Origin of the sequence: Hymenobacter sp. BT18 (assembly GCF_012273015.1) — a bacterium.
Lineage (GTDB): Bacteria > Bacteroidota > Bacteroidia > Cytophagales > Hymenobacteraceae > Hymenobacter > Hymenobacter lutimineralis.
On the sequence record NZ_CP050954.1, the window covers coordinates 108,678 to 134,992 of the forward strand.

Annotated in this window: 22 protein-coding genes; 14 read left to right on the top strand and 8 right to left on the bottom strand. The window is 62.2% G+C overall.

Going from position 1 to position 26,315, the window contains the following annotated elements:
* Window positions 1-37: 37 nt before the first annotated feature.
* Entirely contained in the window at window positions 38-1,018 is a 981-nt protein-coding gene (locus HER32_RS00495) for an aspartate carbamoyltransferase catalytic subunit (protein ID WP_168679636.1), read from the bottom strand.
* Window positions 1,019-1,719: 701 nt separating this feature from the next.
* On the opposite strand from HER32_RS00495, the gene HER32_RS00500 reads away from it, so the two are divergent.
* On the top strand, window positions 1,720-2,229 hold the full coding sequence (locus HER32_RS00500; RefSeq protein WP_232066328.1) for a GyrI-like domain-containing protein: 510 nt from the start codon (window positions 1,720-1,722) through the stop codon (window positions 2,227-2,229).
* Between the two features lie 466 nt (window positions 2,230-2,695).
* Here HER32_RS00500 and HER32_RS00505 read toward each other — a convergent pair whose 3' ends face one another.
* The 6 genes from HER32_RS00505 to HER32_RS00530 form a co-directional block, all read right to left on the bottom strand.
* Window positions 2,696-3,661 carry a sodium-dependent bicarbonate transport family permease gene (locus HER32_RS00505; protein WP_168679639.1) on the bottom strand — a complete coding sequence of 322 codons (966 nt, stop codon included), beginning with the start codon at window positions 3,659-3,661 and terminating at the stop codon, window positions 2,696-2,698.
* 139 nt (window positions 3,662-3,800) lie between these two features.
* On the bottom strand, window positions 3,801-5,318 hold the full coding sequence (locus HER32_RS00510) for a TolC family protein (RefSeq protein ID WP_168679641.1): 1,518 nt from the start codon (window positions 5,316-5,318) through the stop codon (window positions 3,801-3,803).
* The gene (locus HER32_RS00515) at window positions 5,315-6,715 is read right to left on the bottom strand and encodes an HlyD family secretion protein (protein ID WP_149071404.1); all 1,401 of its coding nucleotides are present in this window, start codon (window positions 6,713-6,715) and stop codon (window positions 5,315-5,317) included. The genes HER32_RS00510 and HER32_RS00515 overlap by 4 nt, the downstream gene beginning before the upstream one ends.
* Before the next feature lie 83 nt (window positions 6,716-6,798).
* Window positions 6,799-8,529 (bottom strand): peptidase domain-containing ABC transporter, encoded by a 1,731-nt coding sequence (locus HER32_RS00520; RefSeq protein ID WP_168679651.1) that lies wholly within the window; start codon window positions 8,527-8,529, stop codon window positions 6,799-6,801.
* A gap of 90 nt (window positions 8,530-8,619) precedes the next feature.
* Complete coding sequence (locus HER32_RS00525) at window positions 8,620-9,285, bottom strand: TetR/AcrR family transcriptional regulator (RefSeq protein WP_168679653.1); 666 nt, start codon at window positions 9,283-9,285, stop codon at window positions 8,620-8,622.
* Between the two features lie 102 nt (window positions 9,286-9,387).
* Window positions 9,388-10,869: an NADP-dependent isocitrate dehydrogenase gene (locus HER32_RS00530; protein ID WP_168679655.1), complete on the bottom strand. Its 1,482-nt coding sequence runs from the start codon at window positions 10,867-10,869 to the stop codon at window positions 9,388-9,390.
* 286 nt (window positions 10,870-11,155) lie between these two features.
* On the opposite strand from HER32_RS00530, the gene HER32_RS00535 reads away from it, so the two are divergent.
* From HER32_RS00535 to HER32_RS00550, 4 genes are read left to right on the top strand one after another with little or no spacing between them, the layout of a single operon-like run.
* Window positions 11,156-11,617: an antitoxin Xre/MbcA/ParS toxin-binding domain-containing protein gene (locus tag HER32_RS00535; protein ID WP_232066329.1), complete on the top strand. Its 462-nt coding sequence runs from the start codon at window positions 11,156-11,158 to the stop codon at window positions 11,615-11,617.
* 3 nt (window positions 11,618-11,620) lie between these two features.
* On the top strand, window positions 11,621-12,079 hold the full coding sequence (locus tag HER32_RS00540) for an RES family NAD+ phosphorylase (RefSeq protein WP_149071408.1): 459 nt from the start codon (window positions 11,621-11,623) through the stop codon (window positions 12,077-12,079).
* Between the two features lie 3 nt (window positions 12,080-12,082).
* Window positions 12,083-12,460: a hypothetical protein gene (locus tag HER32_RS00545; protein ID WP_168679658.1), complete on the top strand. Its 378-nt coding sequence runs from the start codon at window positions 12,083-12,085 to the stop codon at window positions 12,458-12,460.
* A gap of 5 nt (window positions 12,461-12,465) precedes the next feature.
* On the top strand, window positions 12,466-12,729 hold the full coding sequence (locus HER32_RS00550) for a hypothetical protein (RefSeq protein WP_168679660.1): 264 nt from the start codon (window positions 12,466-12,468) through the stop codon (window positions 12,727-12,729).
* A 12-nt stretch (window positions 12,730-12,741) separates the two neighbouring features.
* On the opposite strand, the gene HER32_RS00555 is transcribed toward HER32_RS00550, so the two are convergent.
* Window positions 12,742-14,445, bottom strand: coding sequence for an alpha/beta fold hydrolase (locus HER32_RS00555; protein WP_168679662.1), 1,704 nt, complete (start codon window positions 14,443-14,445; stop codon window positions 12,742-12,744).
* 384 nt (window positions 14,446-14,829) lie between these two features.
* Between HER32_RS00555 and HER32_RS00560 the strand changes: the two genes are divergently transcribed.
* From HER32_RS00560 to HER32_RS00600, 9 genes are all read left to right on the top strand, one after another.
* A complete protein-coding gene (locus HER32_RS00560) occupies window positions 14,830-18,042 on the top strand; it encodes a tetratricopeptide repeat protein (RefSeq protein ID WP_168679664.1) in 3,213 nt (1,070 codons plus the stop codon).
* A 101-nt stretch (window positions 18,043-18,143) separates the two neighbouring features.
* A complete protein-coding gene (locus tag HER32_RS00565) occupies window positions 18,144-19,853 on the top strand; it encodes a TonB-dependent receptor (RefSeq protein WP_168679666.1) in 1,710 nt (569 codons plus the stop codon).
* Between the two features lie 35 nt (window positions 19,854-19,888).
* Window positions 19,889-21,004 (top strand): SPOR domain-containing protein, encoded by a 1,116-nt coding sequence (locus HER32_RS00570; RefSeq protein ID WP_168679668.1) that lies wholly within the window; start codon window positions 19,889-19,891, stop codon window positions 21,002-21,004.
* A 1-nt stretch (window position 21,005) separates the two neighbouring features.
* The gene (locus HER32_RS00575) at window positions 21,006-21,713 is read left to right on the top strand and encodes a MotA/TolQ/ExbB proton channel family protein (RefSeq protein ID WP_149071414.1); all 708 of its coding nucleotides are present in this window, start codon (window positions 21,006-21,008) and stop codon (window positions 21,711-21,713) included.
* A 105-nt stretch (window positions 21,714-21,818) separates the two neighbouring features.
* Window positions 21,819-22,220 (top strand): ExbD/TolR family protein, encoded by a 402-nt coding sequence (locus HER32_RS00580; protein WP_149071415.1) that lies wholly within the window; start codon window positions 21,819-21,821, stop codon window positions 22,218-22,220.
* A gap of 177 nt (window positions 22,221-22,397) precedes the next feature.
* Window positions 22,398-23,273, top strand: coding sequence for a hypothetical protein (locus tag HER32_RS00585; RefSeq protein WP_168679670.1), 876 nt, complete (start codon window positions 22,398-22,400; stop codon window positions 23,271-23,273).
* Window positions 23,274-23,338: 65 nt separating this feature from the next.
* Window positions 23,339-24,640, top strand: a complete 1,302-nt coding sequence (locus tag HER32_RS00590) for a bifunctional folylpolyglutamate synthase/dihydrofolate synthase (protein ID WP_168679672.1) — start codon at window positions 23,339-23,341, stop codon at window positions 24,638-24,640.
* A gap of 96 nt (window positions 24,641-24,736) precedes the next feature.
* Entirely contained in the window at window positions 24,737-25,417 is a 681-nt protein-coding gene (trmB, locus tag HER32_RS00595; RefSeq protein WP_168679674.1) for a tRNA (guanosine(46)-N7)-methyltransferase TrmB, read from the top strand.
* Between the two features lie 56 nt (window positions 25,418-25,473).
* The gene (locus tag HER32_RS00600; protein WP_168679675.1) at window positions 25,474-26,301 is read left to right on the top strand and encodes a maleylpyruvate isomerase N-terminal domain-containing protein; all 828 of its coding nucleotides are present in this window, start codon (window positions 25,474-25,476) and stop codon (window positions 26,299-26,301) included.
* Window positions 26,302-26,315: the final 14 nt, after the last annotated feature.

Genomic DNA, 26,315 nt, shown 5'->3' on the forward strand with positions numbered 1-26,315 from the left:
AAAGAAAAAGAGCAGGGCCAGCCGTTGCGTCGGGCAGTTAGGGCATAATCACCGTCGAGCTGGCCTGTTGCCGCGCGGTATAAGCTTCCTGCTTCGGGAATTCCCCGCCGGGCGTCAGCCAGTCGAGCACGGCCATGCGGATGGAGATGCCGTTTTCAACCTGGTTGGTGATGAGGCTGCGCTCGTAGTCCATGACGGCGTCGCACAATTCGACTCCCCGGTTCACGGGGCCGGGGTGCATGATATAGAGGCCCCGGTCGCGGATTTCTGCCAGCCGGGCGGTGGTGATGCCGTAGACCCGGTGGTATTCGCGGACGCTGGGGAAAAACTGCACGTCCTGGCGCTCCATCTGCACGCGGAGCAGGTACACCACATCGGGCGCCCAGGCCATGGCCGCCTCGTAGTCGGTAAAGCGGCGGATGCTTTCCGGGGCGTACTTAGGCACCAAAGAGCCCGGGCCGAGGTACGCCACTTCAATGCCCAGCTTTTGCAGCAGGGTGCTGGTAGAGCGCGCGACGCGGGAGTGAAGGATATCCCCGATGATGAGGACTCTTTTGCCCCGGGGGTCGGGGAATTTTTCCTTGATGGTGAAAGCGTCCAGCAGGGCCTGGGTGGGGTGCTCGTGCGCCCCGTCGCCGGCATTGATAACCGACGCTGTGGTTTGGCGGGCAATCATACCGGGCAGGCCGGGGTGGCTGTGGCGCACAACGATGTAGTCGGTGCGCATGGCCTGGAGCGTCTCAATCGTCTCGCGCACCGACTCGCCCTTCGTGATGGAGGAGTGGGCCACGTCGAAATTGGTTACCTCCGCCGAGAGGCGTTTGGCCGCGACCTCGAAGGAGGAGTGCGTGCGGGTGCTGGCCTCGTAGAACAGCATGAGCACGGATTTACCCTCGAGGGCAGGAATTTTCTTCACCGAGTGGGTGAAGAGTTTTTTAAAGGAGGTGGATTGGTCGAGTAGGAACTCGATTTCCTCACGGTGAAGGGATGCAATGTCGAGCAGGTCTTTACGTGCCATACCGGAGTCGAGGAAAAGATGGGCGTCTAACTAAAACGGACGGTAGGATGCCTTAAGCTTCCGCAACCCAAGACGGAGAAACTGGCTGCCGGTGCAGGCCGAGGTGCTGATGACAGCAGCCACGGATAAGGAAGAGAGGGTTGGGGGCCATGGGTGGTGGAGGGTTGGGATTGGCAATTGAGTTAGGCAGTATGAATCGGCAGCGGGGTAGCAGCCAACGAACTCAAGGGACATAAAAAAACCGTTTCGGAATCCGAAACGGCGGCGGGGCAATACCCAGAAAAAATAACAGAAATACCAGAGGCAAAATCGGGAAAACCGACGGTTGCGAAGACCTTCCGGTCTACTCGCGGTTCCCCGCCGAGCAGGTTCCCACGCTTCATCAACAAGTTTTTTGGTTGAAGCATGCTGCAAAGCTACGGCATTGTTACGGATCCTTTACGCATGTCAGGCAAGAATTTTCGTTGGGGTGACCGGGCGTCGTTCGCCTATGCGGGCCAGGAGTCTTCGGCTTCCTGCGCTATGTAGAAGCGTTTCAGGCCAGTTGGTGTCCTGGCCCTCGGGTAAAAGTTTCGCCCTAATGCTAACTGGACGGTTTGGAACAGTACACCTAGTAAAAGACCCTTAGCGCATCCAGGCCAAAGTGGAACGGTTAACTTCAGGCCCCAACTTCTAAATCCAGGCCAACTAGCCTGCCACGCATGCTCGATTTTCCCGCCCTGCAGCCCCGAATTATCGAAGCCCCGGCCCGTCGGCTGCTGGGCTTTAGCCAGCTGATGTCGCGGGCTGAAGACCAGACGGCGCTGCTCTGGCGCACGTTTATGCCGCGCCGACGTGAGGTGGCGTCGCCCACCAGCCCCGACCTGTTTTCGGTGACGCAGTACCCCGCCGGCTATTTCGCTGCCTACGACCCGCACGCCGTATTCTGTAAATGGGCCGCGGTGGCCGTGGCGGACGCTACGCCGGTGCCCGTCGGAATGGCCCCGCTGACCATACCCGCGGGCCAGTACGCCGTGTTCGACTACCGCGGGTCGAGCCTGGATACGCGCGTGTTTGCCTACATTCTGCTGGAGTGGCTGCCGGCGTCCGGGTTCGTGCTGGACGACCGGCCCCACCTGGAAGTGCTGGGCCCCGGCTACCGCAATGCTGACCCGACCTCAGAAGAAGAAATCTGGCTGCCTATCCGGCCGGGGCTGGCTTCAGGAAGTTGAGCGTTGATGTTCTTGTCTAGTACACGGTGTGGCGCTTAGCCAATCTGCTTATACTTCAAATGAAAAGGTATGTGCCCTAACTGCTTCCTGGCTGACGTTCCCAGTTTCGCATCTTTGGAGGCTTATGAGGAATTTACCCAACAACTGCTTTGCAAGCCGTTGGAATTGCTGCCCTTTTCGGATAAGACCCCAGCCGCCTTCACAGTTTGTTACTCATGCTCAGTGTGCCGGGAGGTATGGGTGCTTTCAGAACCCGATAACGCTTGGCGCGGTTACTTCCTTCCAGCATCATCGGCAGCTGCCCACACAAAAAAGCTTGTGCAGCAGGATAAAGCGCGGCGCTTAGCGTTCCTGTTGGTGTTGGGAGTAGGATGCCTTTATATTGGATGGCTGCTTCTGTAGCTACCCGAGCTAAATGAGCTTAGAGTTGGGCTGCGGTTGCCCCAGGCATACCTCAGGCACCTAATTAAAAGTGCTGCACGATGGCGAAGTAGAGCGGCATGCCCACAGTAATGTTGAAGGGGAAGGTGACGCCCAAGGCCATGGGCAGATACAGGCCCGGGTCGGCTTTGGGCGCGGCCAGGCGCATGGCGGCGGGCACGGCAATGTAGGAGGCACTGGCCGCCAGAATGGCGAAGATGAAGCGGTTACCCTCGCTATCGGTAACCAAGTGGCTGAGAGCAGCTACCAGGCAGCCATTGAGCAGGGGCACCAGCAAGGCAAAGGCCGTGACGAAGCGGCCATAGTGGCGAAAGGCAGCAAAGCGCCGGGCCGTGACCATGCCCATTTCGAGTAGGAAGATGGCCAGGAAGCCCTTAAAGATATCGGTGGTGAAGGGCTTGATGCCTTCCGCCTGCTTGGTGTCGGCAATCAGGCCAATGATAAGGCTGCCCAGCACCATCAGCACGCTGCCATTGGTGAAGGAATGCTGCACGATGGCGCCCAGGCTGGGGCGGCTTTCCTCGGAGTCCGCCTCGTACCGTTGCATTAGAATCACCCCTACAATGATGGCCGGAGCTTCCATCAGCGCCATCACGGCCACCATGTGCCCGCTGAAGTGCCGTTGCTGCATTTCCAGAAACGACACCGCCGACACAAACGTGACGGCACTTACCGAGCCGTAGGCCGCCGCTACGGCGCCGGCATCGGCAACGCTGAGCCGGCGCTTCAGCACGAAAAACGTGTAAAGCGGAATCAGGGCCGCCACCAGCAGGCCAAACCCCAGGGAGTACAGTATTTCCGGCGTGAAGGCGCTGTGAGCCAGCTCCTGCCCGCCCTTAAAGCCAATAGAGAAGAGCAGGTACAGGGAAATGAACTTGATAGAGGCCGGCGGAATTTCCAGGTCGCTTTTCACCACCGTGGCCAGAATGCCCAGCACAAAAAACAGCAGCGTAGGGTTAGTAAGGTTGGAAAGGAGTACGTGTGTATCCATGTAGCCGGGGTAAGAAGAGGTAGAAGGATGTGGGCAGGACATGGCTTTCCCGGCCCGGCCAGAAACAGGGTTCTGGCCGGGCTGGGTAGCGCTACGTAAAGGGTAGGAATAGGCGAGGCTTGCGCCTGGGTGCGGGCGGTTACTGCGTGGGGCCGCCGGCCGCCCAGCGGAGGGTTGCCTGGGTTTGGGCGTATTTGGCCTGGAGCTCCGCCAGTTTCAGGCGGGCACTCACCAGGCTGGCTTCGCGGGTGTTGAGCAGGAACACCGAGCTTTCCCCGTTTTCGAAGCGGGTTTGCTCACCCCGGCGCAGCTGTTCGGCGTTCTGCACCACCTGGGCCTGTAAGGCCAGCTGCTGGCGCAGGGCTTCCCAGTCGTTGGCCGCCGTGCGCAGCCCGGCCTGGATGTCGCGGGTGCCTTGCTGCAGCTCCAGTTCGGTTTCGCGCAGCTTCAGGCGGTTGAGCTGGAGCTTGGCGCGCTCCTGGCGCAGCAGCACGGGGTAGGCAAAGCTCACTCCCAGCTTGTAGTTGTTTTGCAGGTAGCTGCCGCTGAGCTGGGCTCCGGTTTCGGGGCTGAAGGGGGTGCCCGCCTGCAGCAGGTTGTAATCGACGTTGAGCTTGGGCAGCAGCTTATTGGCCAGCAGACGGCGCTCCACGCCCAATTGGAGGAGCTTGGCCCGGCTTTTCTGCAGCTCGGGGTGCACCTGCTGGGCTTGCTCCGCGAGCAGGGTTAGCGAGTCGGTGGGGAGGGGGCGCCAGCCGGCGGGGTCTACCAGGGGCTGGGGCCGTACGTCGGCGGGCAGGTCCCGGGGCTGCTGCTGCTCGTCCCAGAGGTAGGTGCTCAGCTGCAGGGTGGCGTTCTGCCACTGCACCTGGGCCTGCACCAGGGCCGCCTGCCGGTTTTGCAGCTCGGTCAGGGCCTCCACCGAGTCGATGGCGGCCAGGTCGCCGAGGCGCACCCGCTCCCGGATGGCCCGCAGGCGTACATCGGCCAGCTCCGTATTCTGGCGCAGCAATTCCCGGCGCTGGTAGCTCAGCGTCCAGTCCCAGTAGTCCTTGGCGGCTTGCAGCAGCAGCTTGTTGAGGGCTCCGCGGCGCTGGGCTTCGGCCAAGCCCTGCAGGGCCTGGGCCTGGCGCACAGCGGCCCGGCGCTCATCTACCAGCAGGCCCTGGGCCAGCGGCACCGAAATGCCCAGGTAGCTTAGGCCGGCCGGAGCCGTGTAGTTTTCGGGGTTGATGTAGGTGCCGGTGCCGCGCTCAAAGCCCGCTTTCACGTCGGCCCCAAACCAGAGCGGTACCCGCAACTGGGAATCCCAGTCGTGGAAGTATTCCTTGCCGCCCAGGGTTTTGCCGTAGTATTTGCTGGTCGCAGCCGGGTCGAACTGCCCGCGGGCAAAGCGTACCTCCTGCAGGGCCCGCTCGGGCAGCAGCCCCGCCTGCCGGGCCACGGGGTGGCGCAGCGTGACGTAGGCGAGCAGGTCGCTGAGGCCAAACACGCGGCTGGAGTCGGGCAGGTCCACGGGCCGGGCCACCAACGGGGGCGGGGCCGGAAGGCGGCCGGCCGGCCGGTTGGCGGGACGCGCGGCTTGCGCTTCCGCGCCTTCTAGGCCAGCAGTCAGGAGCAGGCCCGCGGCCAGGGCAAAAGTGCGCAGCTGCTTCATTTAGCTTCTTCTTCGGCCGAGGCCTCGGCTTTCTTCTCCTTCTTGCCGGCTTTGCCTTCTTTCCCGTCCTTCCCAGCGGGGGCGCCCACAAAGTCGGGCGGGAAGCCATTCACCTGCCGCCACAGCTCGTACCAGATGGGCACATCGTCGAGCAGGGCCCAGCCGTACACCCCGCTGCCTACGCGCAAAGGCTTGGGCCAAGGTTCCTGGTCGGGGTCTGGGGTGACCAGCACCCGGTACTGGCCCTGGGAGTCGATGTTGTCGATGACGGCCACCACGCCGCCGAATGTGCCGAAGCTGGTGCCGGGCCAGCCACTGAATACCAGGGCCGGCCAGCCGTCGAACTGCAGCCGTACCTTGCGGCCCACGCTCAGCAGGGGAATGTCCATGGGCTGCACGTACAGCTCGGCGGCCAGGGCCGGAGCATCGGGCATTACCGTAACGATAGGCTCGCCTTCCTTCACGATTTCACCCAGGCCCTCTTTCAGGGCCCGGACCACGTAGCCATCCTGGGGGGCCGTAATCTGGTAGTAGCCCGAGCGGATGCTGAGGTTGGCCAGTTCGTTGCGCATCTTGGCAATCTGGCCCTCAGTATCGAACTGGTAAGTCGTCACGGAGCGGCGGTCCGACTCCGACTTGGCCAGCTTGTCCTGGTACTCGGCCGAGAGGGAAGCCAGCTCCAACTGGGCGTTGCGCAGGGCCTGGCGGCTGGCTTCCAGCTTGTTTTCGGCGGACTGCAGCTTGGCCGTGGCTTCCTGAAACTTGAGGCGGCGCTGCTCCAGCTCCGTCAGGGACTTCAGGCCCTGCTTGTAGAGCTCTTCCTGCCGCTGCTGCTGGCGCTGGGCAATGGTGTAGTCGTTGCGCACGGCCACCAGGTCGGCCTCGTCGGAATTTACTTTGAGGCGGCTCTGCTCTACGTAGTTACGGGCTTTGCTTAAGCTCACCTGCAGGCCCGCACGCAGGGCTACCTGCTGGTCGGTGAGGGCCGCGTTCTTGGCTTTGTTTTCGCTGAGCGAGGCGATTTTGGCTTCCAGCTGCTCACGGGTGCGCTGCACCAGCTGGGGGTCGAAGTACTTTTCCTTGACTTCTACCAGGTCTACCAGGGTGTCGCCCCGGCGTACGTGCTGCCCCTCGCGCACCCGCCAGCGGTCAATGCGGCCGGCAATGGTGCTGGGCACGGTCTGGGGGCGGTCCTGGGGGCGCAGGGTGGTGAGGGTACCGGTAGAGCGGATGTTCTGCGTCCAGGGCAGGAAGCCCGCCGCCAGGGCCAGCAGCCCCAGCGCGGCCGCCCACCGGGCCAGGGTACGGCCGGTGGTAGGCGTCTGCACCCGCGCAAACGAGCGGAAGCGCCCGGTCAGGGGGTTGGATTCGGCCAATGGATGTTCAGCAAACGGCATGGGAAGGGAAGTATTCGTTGTTCGTGGCTGGTTGCCCGGGAAATGCAGGAGCAGCTGCCAGCAGGAAAGACACCAAGGAAAATCTACGCCAGCAGGTCCTGCATACCGGGTTGTTGGGATACTTCGGCAAAAGACCCATCGGTTACCAGGCGTCCGGCCCGGAGCACGGCCAACCGCGGGCACAAGGCCAGCACGCGCCGGTCGTTGGAGGCTACCACCACCGTCCAGCCCTGGTCGGGGGCCAGTACCCGGCGCAGGATGCGCAGCCGCTCGGCGGGCTCCACGCCGGGTAGGAAGGTGTCGAGCAGGAGCAGGCGGGGGCGGCGCACCAGGGCCCGGGCCAGCAGCAGCTTCTGCCGGGTGCTTTCTGCCAGGGGAGTACCGATACCCAGGGGCGTATTCAGGCCCAGCGGCCGGGCGTAAAGGTCGTCGCGCAGCCCCACCAGCTCCAGGGCCCAGGCCACGTCCTCGGCCCCAACGCTGGCCTGACCCAGGGTAAGATTGTCGAGCACGGTGCCGTCGAAAAGATGCTGGTGGGCAATGTTGTCGCCCACATGCTCACCCAGGGAGGTGGGCTCCACATCCTGCAGGGCAATGCCATCGTAGGCCACCACACCGGTGTAGCCCGTCAGGAGTCCGGCCAGAATACGCAGCAGGGTGGTTTTGCCCGAGCCATCGTAGCCCGCCAGTCCCAGGTGCTCCCCGGCGCCGATGCTGAGGGTGAGCTGGTCGAGGGGCGCGCGCGCGCCGCCGGGATAAGTATAGCTGAGCTGGCGCAACTCGGCGCGCAGCCCGCTACGGCCGGCCGGCAGCGGCAGGGTAGTGGTGCCCCCGGCCGTCACCAAGGGTAAGTCCAGCACGTGGCCAATTTTGTCCAGGGAAGTCAGCGCATCGTAGACAACGTCGAGCTTGAGCAACACCTTTTCCACCGCCGAAATGGTGAGAATGATGATGATTTCGGCCGCCACAAACTGGCCGATGTTCAACTGGCGGTTGATCAGCAGCCAGCAGCCAATGATGAGCAGGGCGGCCGTGATAAGCGTTTTGAAGGTGACGAAGCCCCAGTACTGCACCAGCAGAATCCGGAAGTGGCTCTGGCGGGCCCCCAGATACCCCTCCACGAGGGCATCGGTGCGTTCCAGGGGCAGCTCCTGCCGGGGCGGGTGGCGGAACGTCTGCACCGTGCGGGCTACATCTTCCAGCCAGGCCACCACGCGGTATTTATACTTGGATTCGAGCAGGCTGGTGCTCAGCCCCTGGGGTCCGGTTACCCGGATCATCAGCGCCAGCAGGGCTACCAGCAGCACCCCGAAAGCAATAAAGATGGGGTGATAGAAGGACAGCAGCAGCAGGCCAAAGAGGATTTGCAGGGCGGCGGCCGAAAACTCCACCAGAATGGTAGCTAGCCCTTTTTGCAGGGTGGGCACGTCCAGCAGGCGGTTCATCAGCTCGGGCAGGTACTGGCCGTTGAGGGCCTCGCTGCGCACGCGAGGCAGGCGCAGGGCAAAGTCCAGACTCAGGCGCGCAAACAGGCGTTGCTGGATAAACTCTACCAGGTACACCTGCATCACCTGCAGGCCGCCTACCAGGAGGGTGCCCAGCACAATAAAGGCAATAAGCACCACCAGCGAAGTACTGACGGCCCCGCTGCTCACAAAGCCAATTACCGACTGCACGCCCAGGGGCAGCGACAGGCTGATGAGCCCGGTCAGGGCCGCATATACGTAGAGGTAGGCAATGTCGCGCCGCTCCGAGGCAAGCAGGCGCCACAGGCGCTGGCCGGGGGTAAGCGAAGAGGCGTGCGAATCCGCCATGGAAGTAAACCGTTTGAAAGTGGGTAATGTGCGGCCCGCGTTTTTTAGTGGGGCCGCTTGTCTTTTGCGTAGAGGGCTAGCGGCTGGCCTTTAGCCCAGGGCGGCAAAAGCCAAGCGTGTAAGAAAGTCGTGGATGGATTTGTTTTCCGCCGCCGGGGGGGCCGCGTCGGTAAGGGAGGGCAGGTGCTGGGCGAAGAAGTGCTGCTTGCGGGCCGATTCGAGCAAGGTGCTCACCAGGGCGTGGGGGTAGGCATAGGCCGGATTAATCTCGCGCACTACCTCGGTGATGCCCGCCGCCAGGCGCTTGTATTCCTGAAACAGGCCGGCCTTGTTATCCTCATCTACTTCTTTGGTTAGGTAGGCCTTGGAGGCTTCGCTCACCACGATGCGGTAGAGGGCGGCCTCATCGAGCTGGGTAGTAGCGGGGTCGTCCTGGTGGGCCTGGGTGAGAATGCCCAGGATCAGGCGCAGCCGCTGGCGGGCGTCCGCCACGTTGTGGGTATGAAACCGAATCTGGTAGCGCAGCCAGGCCCAGTGCCAGCTTACCAGGTACACCAACAGTTTGTGCTTGTTTTCAAAGTAGCGGTACAAGGAGGCCTCCGTGGACTCGATGCGCTGGGCCAGCTTTTTAAACGTAAACTGCTCAAACCCGATTTCGTCAATCAGCCGGACGCTCTCGGCCACCAGGCGGCGGCCCAGGTCGGTGTCCTGCGGGTCGCGCAGGTAAAGATTTTCGTTGAGGTCGATGCGAAGCATGGCGTGCAGAATAAGCTCGGCAGGAGTACGTGGCGGGAAAAATGATTTTTCGTGAACGTATTACTGCGCTCAAAGATAGTACTCCTGCTTTTTCGGGCCCGGTTATTCACCCTGGCCAAGGGAAAACGCCCGTTGCCCATCCAGCAAATACAAGTGCTCGGTCTTGATGAGGTAGAAGCCAAAATCAACCAGGCGGTGCAGCAGGAACAGGACATCCAGGAAGGGCACGGGCGTAAATTCCGGCTGCGGGCTGCTGATCAGCGCATCGGCGGCCACAAAGCGGCAGCGCCAGTGGTCCGTGCAAAAGGTTTCGGGGTAGCCATCGGGGTATACCTTCACGCCGCGGTTGGTAATGAGCTTAAGCTGCATCCGGCGGCCGGTAATAGCTTCCAGCTTCCGGCCCAGCTCGTCGGGCTGCTTGCCGTCCCAGCGCAGGAACACATCCACACCCACCAGCTGCTGCACAACCGGGGGGCGGGGCGCTGCCGCTGCGGGGGCTATGGCGGTTTGGGCCCGGGGCGCGCCGGCCTGGAAAGGCCGCAACTGGCGCGGCTCCCGGCCCAGGCGCTCAATCACGGCATCCGCAAACTCGGAGGTACTCAGCCGGGCGCGGCTGGTTTCGGGGTGGTAGATATCGGCCGTGTGGCAGCCGTCTTCCAGGGCGCACAGCCAGGCGTTGTGCACCCGGGCGGCGGCCTCCGTCTGGCCCAGGTGCACCAGCATGAGCACGGCGGCCTGCAGCAGGCCCGAGGGGTTGGCTACGTTCTGGCCCGCAATGTCCGGGGCCGAGCCGTGAATGGCTTCAAACAAGGCGCCCTGGTCGCCGATGTTGGCCGAGCCAGCCAGGCCCACCGAGCCGGCTATCTGGGCTACCACGTCGGAAATGATGTCGCCGTACAGGTTCAGGGTCACCACCACGTCGTAGCGCTCGGGCGTGTCGGCCAGGCGGGCCGTGCCAATGTCGATGATCTGGTGCTCCTGCTCAATATCGGGGTACTCCTGGCCAACTTCCTGAAACACCCGGTGAAACAGCCCATCGGTGAGCTTCATGATGTTGTCCTTGGTCATGCACGTGAGCTTGCGGCGCCCGTGCTGGCGGCAGTACGCAAAGGCGTAGCGCACAATTTTCTCGCACCCCGGCCGGCTGACCAGCTTCAGGCACTGCACCACGTCGGGCGTTTGCTGGTGCTCGATGCCGGCGTACAGGTCTTCTTCGTTTTCCCGGATGATGACCACGTCCAGCTTGGGGTGGCGCGTAGCCACGGCCGGAGACAGGCTGCGGGTGGGCCGCACGTTGGCGTATAACCCCAGCGTTTTGCGCAGCGTCACGTTCAGGCTTTTGTAGCCCCCACCCAGGGGCGTGGTGATGGGTGCCTTGAGCAGCACCCGGGTGCGGCGCAAAGACTCCCAGGCCGCCGGGTGAATGCCGGAGCTGTAGCCCGAGCGGTATACCTGCTCGCCTACCTCAATAAAATCGGGTTCCAGGGCAGCGCCCGCGGCTTCCAGTACCCGCAAGGTCTGGGTCATGATTTCCGGGCCGATTCCGTCGCCGGTCGCTACGGTGATGGGTACTTTAAGCTGCATACACAAAGAAGGGGTTAGGGTTCTGCCGGCAAGGCCCGGCTCTGGTTAGCGGTGCAAACTTATAAACACTTTTGATAATAATAGTTTTGCTATCATAAAAGATTGTATAAATATTTTTTATTGAAGTAAGGCCTTGGATTGCTTCGTGGTTTCAGGCCATGGTTTCGCAAGTGCGGCAGAGGGCCGCCGCGCTATCCGGCAGAGGCGAAACGCAACTGTTGGAAAAATTTCTGCGTTGATTGGAAAAATTTCCTTAAGTTCGTCCTGCCAAATCAGAATCTGCTTTATGACTGCTACTGCACACCAACCCAAGCTCGCGGCTACTATGCCCGCGGCGTTGCGCAAGAAATGGGCGGCCTGGGGCCGGGCCGGGCAGGACGCCTTTGCCCTGGTGATGGAGGCCCGCAAGGGCGTGCCCGCCGCCACGGCCTTCGAAGTGGGTGAGGCCTTTCAGCTGCAGGCCAACGAACTCGAGGCCATTTACGAGCTGTCGACCAAGACGCTGCGCACCTACTCCCAGGAGAAAAAGCCCCTGAGCCCGGCCAGCAGCGAGAAAACCCTCAAGATCATTAGCCTCTACAACCTGGGCGTGGAAGTATTTGGCGAAGCGGCCGCGTTTCTGCGCTGGCTCGACAAGCCCGCCCACGGCCTCGACGGCGAGGTGCCCCTGAAGCTGCTGGAAACCAGCGGCGGCATCGACCTGGTGAGCGAGGAGCTGGCCCGCATAGCCTACGGCGACCTGTCGTAGCCTATGCTGGTTTACCGCATCTGCCTGGCCAAGTACGCCGACGACCTGTTTGCCTCGGGGTACCGGGCGCGCTGGAATTTCAAGGACCAGTTCGTCATCTACACCGCCGCCAGTCGGGCCCTGGCCTGCCTCGAAAACGTGGTACACCGCAGCGGCGAAGGCCTCAACGACCAGTTCCGCGTGCTCGTCATTGAGGTGCCGGATGATTTGCTGATCGAAGAAATACCGCTGGCTGAGCTGCCGCCGGAGTGGGAGCGGGCCAGCCGCTACGCCCTGTGCCAACCCCTCGGCGACGCCTGGTACCGCCGCCGCTCCTCGGCCGTGCTGCGCGTGCCCTCGTCCATCGTGCCCCAGGAGTTCAACTACGTGCTGCACAGCCGCCACCCCGATTTCAAGCGCATCCAGATTGTGGCCCGGGAAGAGTTCCGGTTCGACTCGCGGATCAAGGCTGGGGAGGTGTAAGGTATGGTAGATGCCGCTTTGCAGTTGATTAAATTCAGCTTCTGGAAATCCTTTGGAACGAACAGTGAACAGCCGTCTAGCTTAGACTCGGCCACCAAGCTTACCGTTCTTTATATGTATCTGTTCTTGCTACGCTGCTTCGTGCAGGTAGGTAGTTGGTTGTCTATAGACGTATTTTATGCCCCCGTATTTTTTACATTCTGCATAGGGGTTGGTTTGACACTAGCCTATTATATAGACAAGCTGCAGCGTCATCATTTTCGGAAATACAACCAGTACAGCTTTGCAGTAAAGCTGACTTTAGTATTGGGAGTGTGGTTAAGCTTAGGTGGAATGCTGATTGCATTCTTTTCTGCTGATAGAGGTTTTGTTTTTAAATAAGGTAAATGCGCGTCCTCGACATCATTCAGATCAGCCCCCAGGAAGTATTTATTGTGGGGTATCCGGACGGACCAGTGGTGCCGGGGCCGTGGGAGTTGCGGCTGAATGGCGAAACTGTAGCCGTGCTCGAAGCTACTGGCGAGGCCCAGCTGGAAGCCCAGGCCAAAGGCAAGCTGGCGCTGCCCCGGGCCGTGGTATGCCGCGGGCAGGTGGAGCGCAAGCGCTTCGATTTCACCCGGGATGAGGTGACGCTGGAACGGGCTAGCTAATGCCGCCAAGTTTCAGGGCTGCCGCAGAAACATCAGCACGGCCTCGTTAAACAACCCGGGCACTTCCTGGGGGGCATAGTGGGTCGCACCCGGGAAAATGCGCAGCTGGCCCTGGGGCAGGCTGCGGGCCAGGGCGCGGGTGTGCTTTTCCAGTATTACGTCTTTCTCTCCGGCCATGACGAGCACCGGCACTTTAATGGCCGCCATATCCCGAAAGGCAAGCTGCGGCTCCTGCAGCAGCAGCCGGATTAGCCGCGCCCGGTGGGGCTGCCCGGCTTCGGGGTGATGCTCGGCTTCGCGCAGCTGGCGGCGGAGCAGGGCCAGGAAATCGGGTTCGATGGCCTCAGGGGTGGGAAACAGGTTGGCGCCCATAATGGCCAGGCGCCGGACGCGGGCGGGGTGGGCCAGGGCCAGCTTCAGGGCGGTGTTGCCCCCGTCGCTCCAGCCCAGCACGTCCACCTGGGGCAGGTGCAGGGAGTCGAGCAGTTGGCGTATGTCTTCGGCAAACAGGTCGTAGGTGAGAGGCGTGGTGGTGTAATCTACGCTGCGGCCGTGGGCGCGGGTATCAACGGCAATAACCTCAAAGTGCCGGGCCAGCGCGCTTATCTGCTGTTGGAAAGCTGCTATGGACTGGCCGTTGCCGTGCAGGAGCAGGAGCGGGGTGCCACGACCGTACCGCTCGTAGTAAAGCAGTCCGCCAGGCACTGCTATTGTATTGCCAGTGGCAGTATTGCTGCCGTAGTGCTCGGGATTATCCAGCTCGGTCAGCGCGGGGCCCTGCAGCTGCTGCAGGTAGCGCAGGGAGTCGGGCAGCGCGTAGTCGGCCGCGGCGGGCTGGGCGGTTTTGGCGGGGCGGTACACGTCGGCGGTGAGGTAGAGGCTGAGGTAGCCGGGCTTGGTCTGCTGCCACTGGGCCTGGCTTTTGTCGCGGGTAAGGATGCTGTGCCCGGGCTGGGGCACGGCGGCAATGCCAAACGCCTTGGCCTGGCCCTCGGCCGCTTCGCTGTGCAGCCACTGCACCGTTACGGCCACTTCGCGGTGACCCCGCAGGTAAAGCTGGTAGGGCTCCAGGTCTACCTTCACCCAGCCGCGCGGCTGCTGCACAGTAAAACGCACGTCCTGAGTAAGCAGGGGCTGATCGGGCAAGTTATTTTTCACCGAATACAGATTCAGCCGAAACGTGACGCACTTAAACCGGTTGAAAGCTACCAGCATATTGAAGTCGCGCAGGTGGCAGTCCGAAGCCAGGGGCACCAGGGTGCCCTGCTCTTTGGCCAGCTCGTCGCTCACCAGGCCGGGCTCGGTGTAAAGGCGGGACGTCATGAACGTGGAGCCAGCCGTGCGCCCGAACGTCTGCACGCGCTGCTTGCCGGCCCGCACCGTCACGGAAGCCAACTGCCGGGCCAAGGGCGCCAGCCGCACTACCGGCGCGGCCGCCTGCAAGTCAGTGAGTGGCAGGTCGGCCGTTTGGTACCCCACGCACGACACCAGCACCCGCGGCGCCCGGGCCGCCACCGAATCGGGCACGCGAAACTGGAAGCGCCCTTCGGCATCGGCCACGGTGCCCAGCGCCTGCCGGGGCACGCCCACGGACGCAAACGGCACCGGGGCGTTGGTTTGCCCGTCGAGCACGGCGCCGCGCAGCAGGGTGGTTTGGGCACTCGTGTGCAAAGCAAGCAGCAGCCCGGCCAGCACCAGCGGTAAGCGAAGAAACATCAGGAAGAATAGGGGAGAGAACAGCCCAAGGAGGCACCCGGGGCGGCAAAGGTTGCCAGAGGAAAGCTGTTTTAGCTGAAGTCAGAAGGAAAGCTCTACGCATTCGGAATAGCTGGATTTTTCAAGCGCCGGAAAAATCAGCAACAGGATACTTGAGTGGGCAGAAGGCTTAAGTCCAGCCAACGAGGAAACTGCTAAAGCGTGGCAGGCGGATAGAAAAAGATGAACCCCAAAGGAGCCAATGCTTCTAACTTCTACACCAAGTCCCCTCATTTGACGTTACTAGCATCCAAAAGCTTGATTCTGCCGCAACCCAACGGCATTTTTAACTACTTTTGGCCGTATCCGCCTCCCAAGTGGGGCTGTTTCCCGTAACGCCGAGCAATGAAGTTATTTCCCCGGATTGCCCTGGCTGCGGCCCTGGGCGCCACGGCTCCCCTCGCCGCCCAGGCCCAGCAGACGCAGGTGTTTGCCAACGATGAACGGTATTTTCAGGAAGGCCTGGAGCTCTTCGACCGCGCCAAGTACGGGGCGGCCCAGCAGGCATTTCAGCAGTATCTGGAGCTAACCCAGCGCCGCACCGGCGACGGGCAGGACCGCACCACCGACGCCGAGTACTACTACGCCGTCTCGGGATTGTACCTGCAGCACCCCGACGCCGAAGGACGCGTCCTGGCCTTCGCGGCCCGCAACCCGGCCCACCCCAAGGCCGCCGTGGCGTTTTTCGAGCTGGGCAAGTTCTACTTCGACAAGAAAAGCTACCCCAAGGCCATTGAGTACCTGCAGCGCGTGGCTCCCGACAACCTCTCGGCCGAGCAGCGCGCCGAGTCGGAGTTTAAGTTGGGCTACAGCTACTTTGCCCAGAAGGATTTCGACAAGGCCCGCCTGCAGTTCGACCGCAACAAGCAGGGCCAGCACCAGTACCGCTACGCCAGCTCCTACTACGCCGGCTACCTGGCTTACCTGAGCGGCGACTTTGCCGGGGCCCGCAAAGACCTGGCCGTGGCCGAGCAGAACGACGCCTACCGCCCCGTGGTGCCGGCCGTAATGACGCAGATCTACTACAAGGAAGGCGACCTGGACGGCCTCATCAGCTACGGCACCAAGGCCTTGGCCCAGTCGCCGCCCCCGCAGTCGGCCGACGAGATACAGCTGCTGGTGGGCGACGCCTTCTACCAGAAACAGGATTACAAGCAGGCCACCGAGTACTTCGACAAGTACGCCAACGGCCGCAAGAAAATCGACCCCTCGGTGCAGTACAAGGTGGGCTACGCCAACTACAAGATGGGCGACTACAAGGGCGCCATCGGCAGCCTGAAAGGCGTGGCCGCCCGCCGCGACTCTCTGGGCCAGAACGCGGCCTACCACCTGGGTTTGAGCTACCTGCAGACCCAGCAGAAGCAGCTGGCCCTGAATGCCTTCGACGCGGCCCGCAAGCTCACGTTTGATAAGAATATCACCGAAAACGCCACCGTTAAGTACGCCCAGATCAACTACGAGCAGGGCAACACCCAGGAGGTTATTGCCGCCCTGCGCGACTTCGACCGCAAGTACCCGCGCTCCAAGAACGCGGCCGTAGTAGATGACATTCTGAGCGAGAGTTTCCTGAACTCGGCCGACTACGCCCAGGCCCTGAACTACCTCGAAGGCCTCGACAACCGCAGTGCCAAGCTCAACGCCACCTACCAGCGCGTGGCCTACTACCAGGCCGCCACGCTCTACAACGCCAGCCGCTTCAACGAGGCCCTGCCGGTGGTGGAGAAAAGCCTGAAATATCCGCAGGACGACGCCCTGCAGGCCGCGGCCGAGGTGCTGCGTGGGGACCTGTACAGCCAGGGCCAGCAGTACCAGCCGGCCATTACGAGCTACACGGCCGCTCTGCGCACCGCCGCTAGTGGCCCTGCTGCCCAAACCAACTTCGACCAGCAGGCCCGCTACGGGCTGGGCTACGCCTACTACAACACCCAGCAGTATGAGAAGGCCCGACCCCAGTTTCAGGCTTACCTGAAAGATGCTCAGGCCGCCAAGGACCCCAACTACTACGACGTAACCCTGCGCCTGGCCGACATCAACTACGTGGCCAAAAGCTACCAGACCGCGTTGGAAGGCTACAACCGCGTGATTGAGGCCAACGCCGCCGACAAGGACTACGCCTACTACCAGAAGAGCGTGGTGCTGGGCCTCCTGGGCCGCCGCGACGAGGCCGCCAGCACCCTGGCTACCCTGCTGAAAACCGCCCCTTCCTCGCGCTACGCCGATGATGCCGTGTACCAACAGGCCCAGCTGGAGTTTGAAGGCGGCAACTACGAAGCGGCCGTAGCCGGCTTCACCCGCCTGCTCGACAACCGGCCCAACTCCCCGCTGGTGCCCACCACCCTGCAAAAGCGCGGGGTGGCCTACGCCAACCTGGGCCAGCACGACAAAGCTGCCGCCGACTTCAAGCGCGTGCTCGACCAATACCCGCGCAGCAAGGCTGCCAGTTCCTCCATCTACTCCCTGCAACAGTCGCTCACGGCCCTGGGACAGACGGATGAGTTCGATGCCTACCTAGCCCGCTTCAAGCAGCAGAACCCCAACGACGCGGCCGTGGAAAGCGTAGAGTTTGAGGCGGCCAAGTCTCTGTACTCGGCGGAGAAGTACGAGCAGGCCATTCCGCGCCTCGAAGCCTACCTCAAGCAGTATCCCAACAACGCCCTGGCTGTGGATGGGCGCTACCTGCTGGCCGATGCCTACCTGAAAACCGGCAAGAAAGCCGAAGCCCTCACGCGCATGAAGGCCGTGGTGGCCGAGGGCAAGTCGGAGTTTGTGAACCGCGCCGTGGGCCGGGTAGCCGACCTGGAGTTCGAAAACAAGAACTACGCCGAGGCCATCAAATACTACGGCCGCCTGCAAAGCACCTCCCAGAACCGCCGCGAAATCGCCACGGCGGGCGTGGGGCTGATGAAAAGCTACTACGAAAGTGGCGACTACCCCGCTACCCGGCGCGTGGCCGAGGAAGTGAAAGGGCTGGGCAGCACTTCGCTTAGCGCTGCTAACCAGGCCCTGCTCTATCTGGGCAAAGCCAGCTACCGCGCCGGCTCCCTCGACCAAGCCGTACCGGAGCTAACAGCGGCTGCGGCAGCCGCCACCGACGAATCGGGGGCGGAGGCGCAGTACCTGCTGGCCGAAGTGCTCTTCAAGCAGCAGAAATACGAGGCAGCGCTGGATGCAGCCTACAAGAGCAACTCCAGCTTCAGCAGCTACGAGCTATGGCTGGGCCGGGCCTTCCTGCTCATTGCCGACATCTACACGGCCCAGGGCGAAACCTTCCAGGCCAAGGCCACGCTGAACTCCATCATCGACAATAAATTCCCGGTGGCGGAAGTGGTGGAAGGCGCCAAGCAGCGCCTCGCAGGCCTCGACAGCGGCACGCCGGCGCCGGCTAAGCCAGCACCCACCAAAGCCGGCACCACCAAGCCAGCTACCGGCAAAGCACCCGCCAAGCCCGCTCCCAAAGGCCGCACGGTGCCGCGCGCTTCTCTGCAGGCGGCTCCTGCCGACAGCACCGCCACGCCCGCTGAAACGCCGGCGGAAGCACCTGCTGAAGGCGAGCAATAAGAGTGAGCTGTAAAATTAAATACGAAAATAACCTTCTGATTAACAGGCTATAAATTCAGTTTGTGTAAAGCAACAGCTGAATAAAGCCCTTTTCTGCTAGTATGACGCTTCGTTCCTCCCATACCGCCGCGGCCCTGGTGCTACTGGCGGCCAGCGCCGCCCCGCAGTTGGCCCAGGCCCAGCGTACCCGCGGCAAGATTGAAGACGCCGAAATTGAGATTGTGAAGGAGCGCGTGAACCAGCTACCCGAGGCCACGCGCAACTACGAGAAGGTTCAGATTGCGCCCCCCACCAAAACGGCCAAGCCGCTGCAGTACTCCTTCCCTGACTTCCGCCTGCCCTCCGATAACCTGAACCCCTCGGTGCGGGTGCTCACCATTAAGCAGGAAGAGCTGGCCCCGCTGCTGGGCAACTACGTGAAGGCGGGCCTGGGCAACTACGGCACCCTCTACGGCAAGGCGTACCTGCACAACACCCGCGACAACGCGGCTTCCTACGGCGTCAACCTCAGCCACATTTCCTCGGCCAAAGGCCCCGTGGATGGCAAAAACTCCGGGGTGGCTCAAAGCAGCCTGGGGTTGCACGGCGAAACCTTCAGCGGCCCGCTCACCCTGGGCGCCCGCCTCGACCTGGGCCGGGAGCGGTACAACTTCTACGGCTACACCCCGCGGGAGCCGCGCCCCGACGCCGACACGCTCAAGCAGGTATTCAACCGCGCCGCTGCCAAGGTGTACCTGCGCAACCGCGCCGCCGACGCCCAGTTTCAGTACGACCTGAGCGCGGGCTTCCGCTACTGGAAAGACAACTTCGAAGCCCGGGAAAGTGACTTCCAGCTGGGCTTGCAGTCGAAATACTACCTCACGGAGAAAACCCGCGTGGCCATCAACGGCGAGGGTTCCTTTATCTCGCACAAGGATTCGGTGAGCGTGAGCCGGCCGTTTGTGCAGGTGACGCCCGCTCTGGAAGTGGACTTCGACCGCCTCGACGTGTCCATTGGCGCCACGCTTGGCTACACCGGTGACACCATCGGCACGGCCAAGCAGTTCAACGTGTACCCGGCCGTGCGCCTGGGCTACACCGTGGCCGAAGACCGGTTTGTGGTGTACGGGGGCCTCGGTGGCGGCCTGCAGCGCGTGACCATGTACGACCTGACGACCGAGAATCCCTGGCTGGGGCCTCAGCAGCGCGTGGCCGACACCCACCGCGGGCCCACGGTGTTCTTTGGCTTCTCGGCCACCCCAGCGCGGGCCCTGGAGCTGAACGCCAAGGTGACGCTGGCCAACGACCAGAACCTGTACTTCTACAACAACAGCCGGCGCGACTCTACCCGCTTCGACTTGGTGTATGACCGCAAAACCACCCAGTTCATGAACGTGCACGGGGAGGTACTCTACAACGCCGCCGAGCGGTTCCGCCTGGGCGTTAAGGCCGACTACAATGCCTATAAAACCAAAACCCTGGCCGAGGCCTTCCACCGGCCTACTTTCCAGGGCACCTTCTTCGGCTCCTACAACTTCATGGACAAGCTGCTGGTAGGCGCCGAGCTCTACACCTTGTCATCGAGTTACGGGGCCGTAACCCGCTTTGTGCCCGACAATAGCGTGCCCCCCACGCCCTCCGGCACCTACGTGCAAACCGTGCGCCCCACCGACAGCGTAGTGGACCTGAACCTGCGGGCTGATTATCGTTTCTCGGATAATCTGTCCATCTTTGCTATGGGTAACAACCTGCTAGGCCGCAAATACGAGCGTTTTCTTCTCTACCCGGTGAAGGGCGTGAATGTGCTGGCCGGCGTTACCTACCAGTTCTAGCTCCGCATCCACCTCCGACAAAACCCGGCCCGACCTTGCAGCTTTCCGACCATATCAGCGCCTTGTTGCGCGACCATGACTGTGTTATCATCCCCGAGTTTGGGGGGCTGATTGCCGACTACTCGCCGGCGCATATTCACCCGGTACGCCACACGCTGGCCCCGCCGGCCAAGCGCGTGGCCTTCAACCAGGCGCTAACGCGCAACGACGGCCTGCTGGTAGACGCCCTCAGTCGGACGCTCAACATTCCGGCCGCTCAGGCCCGGCAGCTGGTTCGCGAGGCGGTAGTGCGGATGCAAAGTGAGCTAACAGCTGCTCAGCGCACGGAACTGCCCGGTATTGGCATCTTCCGCCAAGCCGCCGGCCGCGGCCTCGACTTTGAGTATACCGGCACCCACAACCTGCTCACGGCTTCTTTTGGTTTGCCCGAGCTGCTTTCGCGCCCCGTGCGGGCTACCGACGCCATGCAGGCCCGGGAGCGAGGTACGGAGTTGCCGGAGCCCGTTTTGCGCGCCTCACGCAGCCGCCTGGGCCGCCGCGTGCTCACCGGCGTGGCCGTGGCTCTGATTGGCGGCCTGGTGCTGTCGGCTAACTACCTGTTTGCGCTGCGCATGGGCTACCTGCCCGAAAACCTACGCGGTGCCACGGAACAGGTAGCCAGCGCAACCGAAACTCCTGCTGCGCCCGTTATTGAGCGGCAGCAGGCGGCCTTGGCCCAACCGGGCTGGAGCGAGCCGGAAGCTGTGAAGCCGGCGCCGGCTGTAGCTGCTGCGGAAGTGCCGGCCCCGGTGCCCGTAGCCACTCCCGAAAAGAAGGTAGCTGCAACGCCCGCGCCTAAAGCGGTGTCAATAGCCAAGAAGGCTGTAGAACCGGCAAAAGCCAGTGCTACAATTTCCGGTATTACCAATCGTTGGTACGTGGCGGTAGTTGCCGTTAACAACGAGGCATCGGCCCGGAAGCTGCAGAAAGCCTACGCCAGCAAAGGCAAGGTTACCCAACTGCTCCTGCCGCGCCGGGGCAACCGCTTCATTAAGGGTACCCGATTCTACCGCCTTTCCGCCGCCGATTTCGCTGACCAGGCCTCGGCTAAGCGCCACGAGGCTGCCGTAAGAAAGCAGTTTGGCGTGCAAACCGAAGTCATTAACTATTAGCATGACGCCATTTCTGCTGCAGGTTACTGCCGCCGCCCCCGACACTACGGCTGCTGCCGCCACCACCGTTCCTACCGCCGACGCTGCTGCCGGCACCGGCCTTTCGCTGATTGACCTGATTCTGGCCGGTGGCTGGATTATGGTGCCGCTGTTTCTGCTGCTGTTCGTTTCGATCTACATCATCTTCGAGCGGTACCTCACCATCCGCAAGGCCGGCGCCGTGCCCGACTCGTTTATGCCCGGAATCCGCAACCTGATGGTGAAGGGCGACCTGCAGGGCGCCAAGATGCTCTGCGCCCAGAACGCCTCCCCGCTGGCCCGCATGATTGACAAGGGCATCCGCCGCATTGGGCAGCCCCTTAAGGACATCGAAACCAGCGTGGAAAACGTGGGCAAGATTGAAATTGCCCGCCTCGAAAAGAACATCAACGTGCTGGGCATCGTGGCCGGCATTGCGCCCATGCTGGGCTTCGTGGGTACTATCGTGGGGGTTATTAAGATTTTCTACGCCATCAGCTCCACCGGCGACTTCGGCATTGCTCAGATTTCGGGCGGTCTGTACACCAAGATGGTGACCTCGGCCGCCGGCCTCATTGTCGGTATCGTGGCCCACATTGGCTACCACTGGCTTAGCATCATGGTCGAGCGTATGGTGTTCCGCATGGAGAACTCGGCCATCGAGTTCATGGACATTCTGCAGGATAATTAGCGAATGTGGTGGAATGTGAAATGTGGTAAATGTGCTTAGGCGTTTTAGTAGCACATCATTTCTCACATTTTCACATTCCACCACATTACTCACATTTCATAAGCAATGGATTTAAGCCGGCGCCGTAAAGTTTCTTCCCACGTCGAGACCAGCTCGATGAACGACATCATGTTCTTCCTGATGCTGTTCTTTCTGATTGTGTCGACGATGGTGAACCCGAACGTTATTAAGCTGATGCTGCCCAATGCCCGCTCGGGCAAACAGGCCGTAAAGCAGCCCATTACGATTTCGGTAGATGGCCAGGGCCAGTACTTTCTGGACCGCACGCCCGTAACGGCCGCCACCCTGGAAACGGCGCTGGCCCAGCGCGTGGCCGGCCTGGAGCAGCCCACCGCCGTGCTGCGCGTAGATGCTTCCCTGAACGTACAGAAGCTGGTAGATATCCTCGAAATCGGGAACCGGCTGAAAATAAAGATGGTCATGGCCACCCAGGCCCAGCAGAAGTAGCTGGTTGCGTAGTGGCATGATTTTGTTAGCGCGGCACACTTCTACAGGACGTCATGCTGAGCTTGTCGAAGCATCTTGCTAGTGTAGTAAGCTTAACGAAGCAGTAGAAAGGCTTCGCCTGCACTCAGCCTGACAACCAAATTGAACAACCCGTAACAAGCAACGTAAAATCAACTCATGGAATACCGCGAGGAACATAGGCGCGAGGCGCTGATTGGCACGGTGGTGTTTCACGTGCTGCTGGGGTTACTGTTCTGGTTTACCGTGTTCAAAGGCCCCGATCCGCCGCTCCTGGAGCTGGGCGGGGGGGGCGTGGAGCTCAACTACGGCATCGACGAGGCGGGCTCCGGCGACGTGCAAAGCACGGCCCCGGCCAACGAGTCGCCTAACCGGGAGGACTCGCGCCCGCCCGCGGCCCAGCCTGACCCCGATCCGCAGCCGGCCCGCGAACAGTCGCAGCCCGACCCGCAGCCAACTGAGGAAGCCAAGGTAGTAACCAGCGAAGCCGAGGAAAGCCCCGTGACGGTGCCGCCCACGGAAAAGCCCGCTCCGCCCCGGGAAGAGCCCGTGCGCGAAGCGCCCAAGCCGAAAGTTGACCAGCGGGCCGTGTTTACGCCCCGCGGCAGCCAGAACGGTGGGGGCAACGGCGAAAACGGCACCAGTAACCGGCCCACCGGCAACAACAACGGCGACCGGCCCGGCGCCGTGGGCGACCAGGGTGACCCCAACGGCTCCCTCGATGCCAAGGCCCTGTACGGCACGCCCGGCAGTGGCGGTGGCAGCGGGGGCGGCAATGGCCTGGAAATGGCTGGCTGGGCTTTCGAGGAAAAGCCAACTGCTCCGGCCATCAACGAAACATCGGGCTATGTGCGCTTTAAAATCAAAATCAACGCCGACGGTGAAGTAGAGGCCGTAACGAAAGTATCCGGCAACGTGTCGCCGGCTCAGGAAAAGGTCTGCAGCGACGCCTTGTACAAATCGGCCTTCCGTCGCACGACGGCGGTGGCCGGTGGCGCCACGGGGTTCTACACCTTCCGCATCACGGTCCGATAACAGCGGTAGTTGATATTTACAGAGCCGTCGGCGGGAAATTCCGGCCGGCGGCTTTTTCTTTGCGCATGAATTACGAAGAAACCCTGGCTTACCTCTACACCCAGCTGCCCATGTTTCAGCGGGTAGGGGCGGCGGCCCACACCAAGAGCCTGGCCAACATTGAGGCACTGATGCAGGCCATGGGCAACCCCGAACGGCAGTTTCGGAGCGTGCACGTAGCGGGCACCAACGGCAAAGGCAGCTCCTCGCACTGGCTGGCGGCGGTACTGCAGGCGGCGGGCTACCGGGTGGGTTTGTACACCTCGCCCCACCTACGCGAGTTTACGGAGCGCGTGAAGCTGAACGGCCAGGAACTACCGGCCGACTACCTGGTAGAGTGGGTGGCGCGCTGGCGGCCGCTATTTGAAGAGCTGAAGCCTTCCTTCTTTGAAATGACCGTGGCCCTGGCCTTCCAGTATTTCGCCGAGCAGCAGGTAGACATTGCCATCATTGAAGTAGGCCTGGGCGGTCGGCTGGATTCCACCAATATCATTACCCCGCTGGTTTCGCTCATTACCAACATCAGCTTCGACCACATGGCGCTGCTGGGCAACACCCTGCCCGAAATTGCGGCCGAAAAAGCCGGCATCATCAAGCCCGGCGTGCCCGCAATCATCAGCCAGCATCAGCCGGAAGTGGCCCACGTATTCCGACGTAAAGCTGCCGCGGAAGGCGCCTCCCTGGTCTTTGCTGCCGATGAATACGCGGTAGAGCTGGTGCGCGAGCCGACCTTCGACGAGGAAGAACAGCAGGTGCGCGTTGTGCGGTATCCCGCTGGGGGCAGCGCCGAGTACACCCTGGGTTTAGTGGGCGACTACCAGCGCCTAAATCTGCCCGGGGTGCTGGCTACGGTGGAGGAACTGCGCCGCCAGGGCTTTGCTATTTCCGACGAGGCGCTGCAAACCGGCCTGCGCGAGGTGCGCCAGCTGACGGGCCTGCAAGGGCGCTGGACCATTCTGGGCCGCCGTCCGCTCATTATCTGCGACACGGGCCACAACGAGGCGGGCCTGGGTTTAGTCATGGCCCAGCTGGCCCGCGTGCCGCGCCGGGAGCTGCACCTGGTGCTGGGCACCGTTAACGACAAGGACGTGCCCCACATGCTGGCCCAACTGCCCACCGAGGCAACCTACTACTTCTGCCAGGCCAGTATTCCGCGCGCTTTGCCGGCCCCGGAGCTGGCCGCGCAAGCCACGGCTGCCGGGCTGCACGGCAGTACCTTCGGCACCGTGCCCGAAGCCGTGCAGGCTGCCCGCGCCGCTGCGCATGCCGATGATGTCATCTTCATTGGTGGCAGTACCTTCGTCGTCGCCGAAATTCCTGAGCTGTAAATTTTCTCGTTGACTCCACTTGCACTCTGCCATTGCAGCCCATTTTCCACATTAGCGCAGCGGAGCACATTTTCATCACATTAGCACATTGCAGCAGTGAGTCGAATTAAACTTGTTCGTTTTGCCGAAAACGCCGGCCGGCCCGAGATTGTGGAGCCGGGCAAGGATACGTACCAGCAACTGGTCGGGCGCTGGAATGAGGCCTTTTTTCCGACGGCCCAGCCTATCACGCTGGAAATGGGCTGCGGCAAGGGCGAGTACACCGTGGGGCTGGCTGCCCGCTACCCCGGGCGCAATTTTCTGGGCCTCGATATCAAGGGCGAAAGAATCTGGCGGGGCAGCACCCGCGCCCGGGAGCAGCAACTCACCAACGTGGGTTTCCTGCGAACCCAGGCCCTCACGCTGCTGGAGCACTTTGCGCCCGGCGAGCTAAGCGAAATCTGGATTACGTTTCCCGACCCGCGCCCCCGCCTGGGCGACGCCAAGCGCCGGCTCACGGCCCCGCGTTTTCTGGATCTGTACCAGCAAGTACTGCGCCCCGGGGGCCTCGTGCACCTCAAAACGGATAGTGAAGCGCTGTTCGACTACTCCCTGGAAACTGTGCTGGCGCGGCCCGGCGCTACTGTGCTGGCTCATACCAAGAATTTGTACGCCACGCCCGAGCTGCTCCCCCACGCCGAGGACATCCAGACGCACTACGAGCGGCGCTACCGCAATGAGGGCATTCCCATCAAGTACCTGCAGTTCCAGCTAAGCCCGGGGCCCAGGTCGCAGTAAATGAGTTGTCCGTTAGTAGAACGCACGGATAACTAACAACAAAAACCAGATTGCCCATGGAGCCTATTCAGACCGTTCACCTCTTTCCGGTGCTGGATGAGCATCTGCTGACTCTGCTGCGCGGCCTGCGCCCCGAGCAATGGGAGCTGCCTACCGTAGCGCCCAAGTGGCGGGTGCGTGACGTGGCCCTGCACCTGCTCGATGGCAACCTGCGCACGTTGTCCATGCTGCGCGACGGGTACTTCGGGCAGGCCCCGGCTTCCACGGACTACGCGGGCATTGTACAGTTCCTGAATGAGCTGAACCACGGCTGGGTGCAGGCTGGCCAGCGCCTCAGCCCGGCTGTGCTTACGTGGCTGCTGGAGGTGTCGGGGCCAGAGTATTGCCGGCTGCTGGCTTCGCTCGATCCGCAGGCGCCGGCGGTGTTTTCGGTGGCCTGGGCCGGGGAGCAGGAGTCGCGCAACTGGTTTCACGTGGCCCGCGACTACACCGAAAAATGGCACCACCAGCAGCAGATCCGGCAAGCAGTGGGCGAGGAGCAGGTCCTGCTGACGACGGAGCTTTATCACCCGTTTCTGCAAACCTGCCTGCGCGCCTGGCCTTGGCACTACCGCTACGTAGCCGCTTCCGAAGGCACTATCGTCAGCCTGCACATTACGGGGGATGGGGGTGGCCACTGGCAGCTGCGCTGTACGGCAGGCGCCTGGCAACTGCAGGAAACCGAGGCTACGGAGCCGGCAGCCCGCATTACCTTAGCTGGTCAGGTCGCCTGGCGGCTCTTCACCAAAAGCCTGCCCCGGACTGCTGCCGAAGCGCACGTGCATTTTGCGGGTGACCTGGCGCTGGCTGAGCCGTTCTTCAGCCTGCTCACGGTGATGGGGTGAAGCACCAGAGGGCT

Coding starts and splice junctions, on each gene's coding strand:
- HER32_RS00525 (WP_168679653.1), bottom strand. CDS start 9,285: ATGCTTCGCATCGACCTCAACGAAAATCTTTACCTGCGCGACCCGCAG.
- HER32_RS00580 (WP_149071415.1), top strand. CDS start 21,819: ATGGATTTAAGCCGGCGCCGTAAAGTTTCTTCCCACGTCGAGACCAGC.
- HER32_RS00510 (WP_168679641.1), bottom strand. CDS start 5,318: ATGAAGCAGCTGCGCACTTTTGCCCTGGCCGCGGGCCTGCTCCTGACT.
- HER32_RS00600 (WP_168679675.1), top strand. CDS start 25,474: ATGGAGCCTATTCAGACCGTTCACCTCTTTCCGGTGCTGGATGAGCAT.
- HER32_RS00515 (WP_149071404.1), bottom strand. CDS start 6,715: ATGCCGTTTGCTGAACATCCATTGGCCGAATCCAACCCCCTGACCGGG.
- HER32_RS00530 (WP_168679655.1), bottom strand. CDS start 10,869: ATGCAGCTTAAAGTACCCATCACCGTAGCGACCGGCGACGGAATCGGC.
- HER32_RS00565 (WP_168679666.1), top strand. CDS start 18,144: ATGACGCTTCGTTCCTCCCATACCGCCGCGGCCCTGGTGCTACTGGCG.
- HER32_RS00535 (WP_232066329.1), top strand. CDS start 11,156: ATGACTGCTACTGCACACCAACCCAAGCTCGCGGCTACTATGCCCGCG.
- HER32_RS00540 (WP_149071408.1), top strand. CDS start 11,621: ATGCTGGTTTACCGCATCTGCCTGGCCAAGTACGCCGACGACCTGTTT.
- HER32_RS00505 (WP_168679639.1), bottom strand. CDS start 3,661: ATGGATACACACGTACTCCTTTCCAACCTTACTAACCCTACGCTGCTG.
- HER32_RS00555 (WP_168679662.1), bottom strand. CDS start 14,445: ATGTTTCTTCGCTTACCGCTGGTGCTGGCCGGGCTGCTGCTTGCTTTG.
- HER32_RS00575 (WP_149071414.1), top strand. CDS start 21,006: ATGACGCCATTTCTGCTGCAGGTTACTGCCGCCGCCCCCGACACTACG.
- HER32_RS00550 (WP_168679660.1), top strand. CDS start 12,466: ATGCGCGTCCTCGACATCATTCAGATCAGCCCCCAGGAAGTATTTATT.
- HER32_RS00500 (WP_232066328.1), top strand. CDS start 1,720: ATGCTCGATTTTCCCGCCCTGCAGCCCCGAATTATCGAAGCCCCGGCC.
- HER32_RS00590 (WP_168679672.1), top strand. CDS start 23,339: ATGAATTACGAAGAAACCCTGGCTTACCTCTACACCCAGCTGCCCATG.
- HER32_RS00520 (WP_168679651.1), bottom strand. CDS start 8,529: ATGGCGGATTCGCACGCCTCTTCGCTTACCCCCGGCCAGCGCCTGTGG.
- HER32_RS00560 (WP_168679664.1), top strand. CDS start 14,830: ATGAAGTTATTTCCCCGGATTGCCCTGGCTGCGGCCCTGGGCGCCACG.
- HER32_RS00495 (WP_168679636.1), bottom strand. CDS start 1,018: ATGGCACGTAAAGACCTGCTCGACATTGCATCCCTTCACCGTGAGGAA.
- HER32_RS00585 (WP_168679670.1), top strand. CDS start 22,398: ATGGAATACCGCGAGGAACATAGGCGCGAGGCGCTGATTGGCACGGTG.
- HER32_RS00545 (WP_168679658.1), top strand. CDS start 12,083: ATGGTAGATGCCGCTTTGCAGTTGATTAAATTCAGCTTCTGGAAATCC.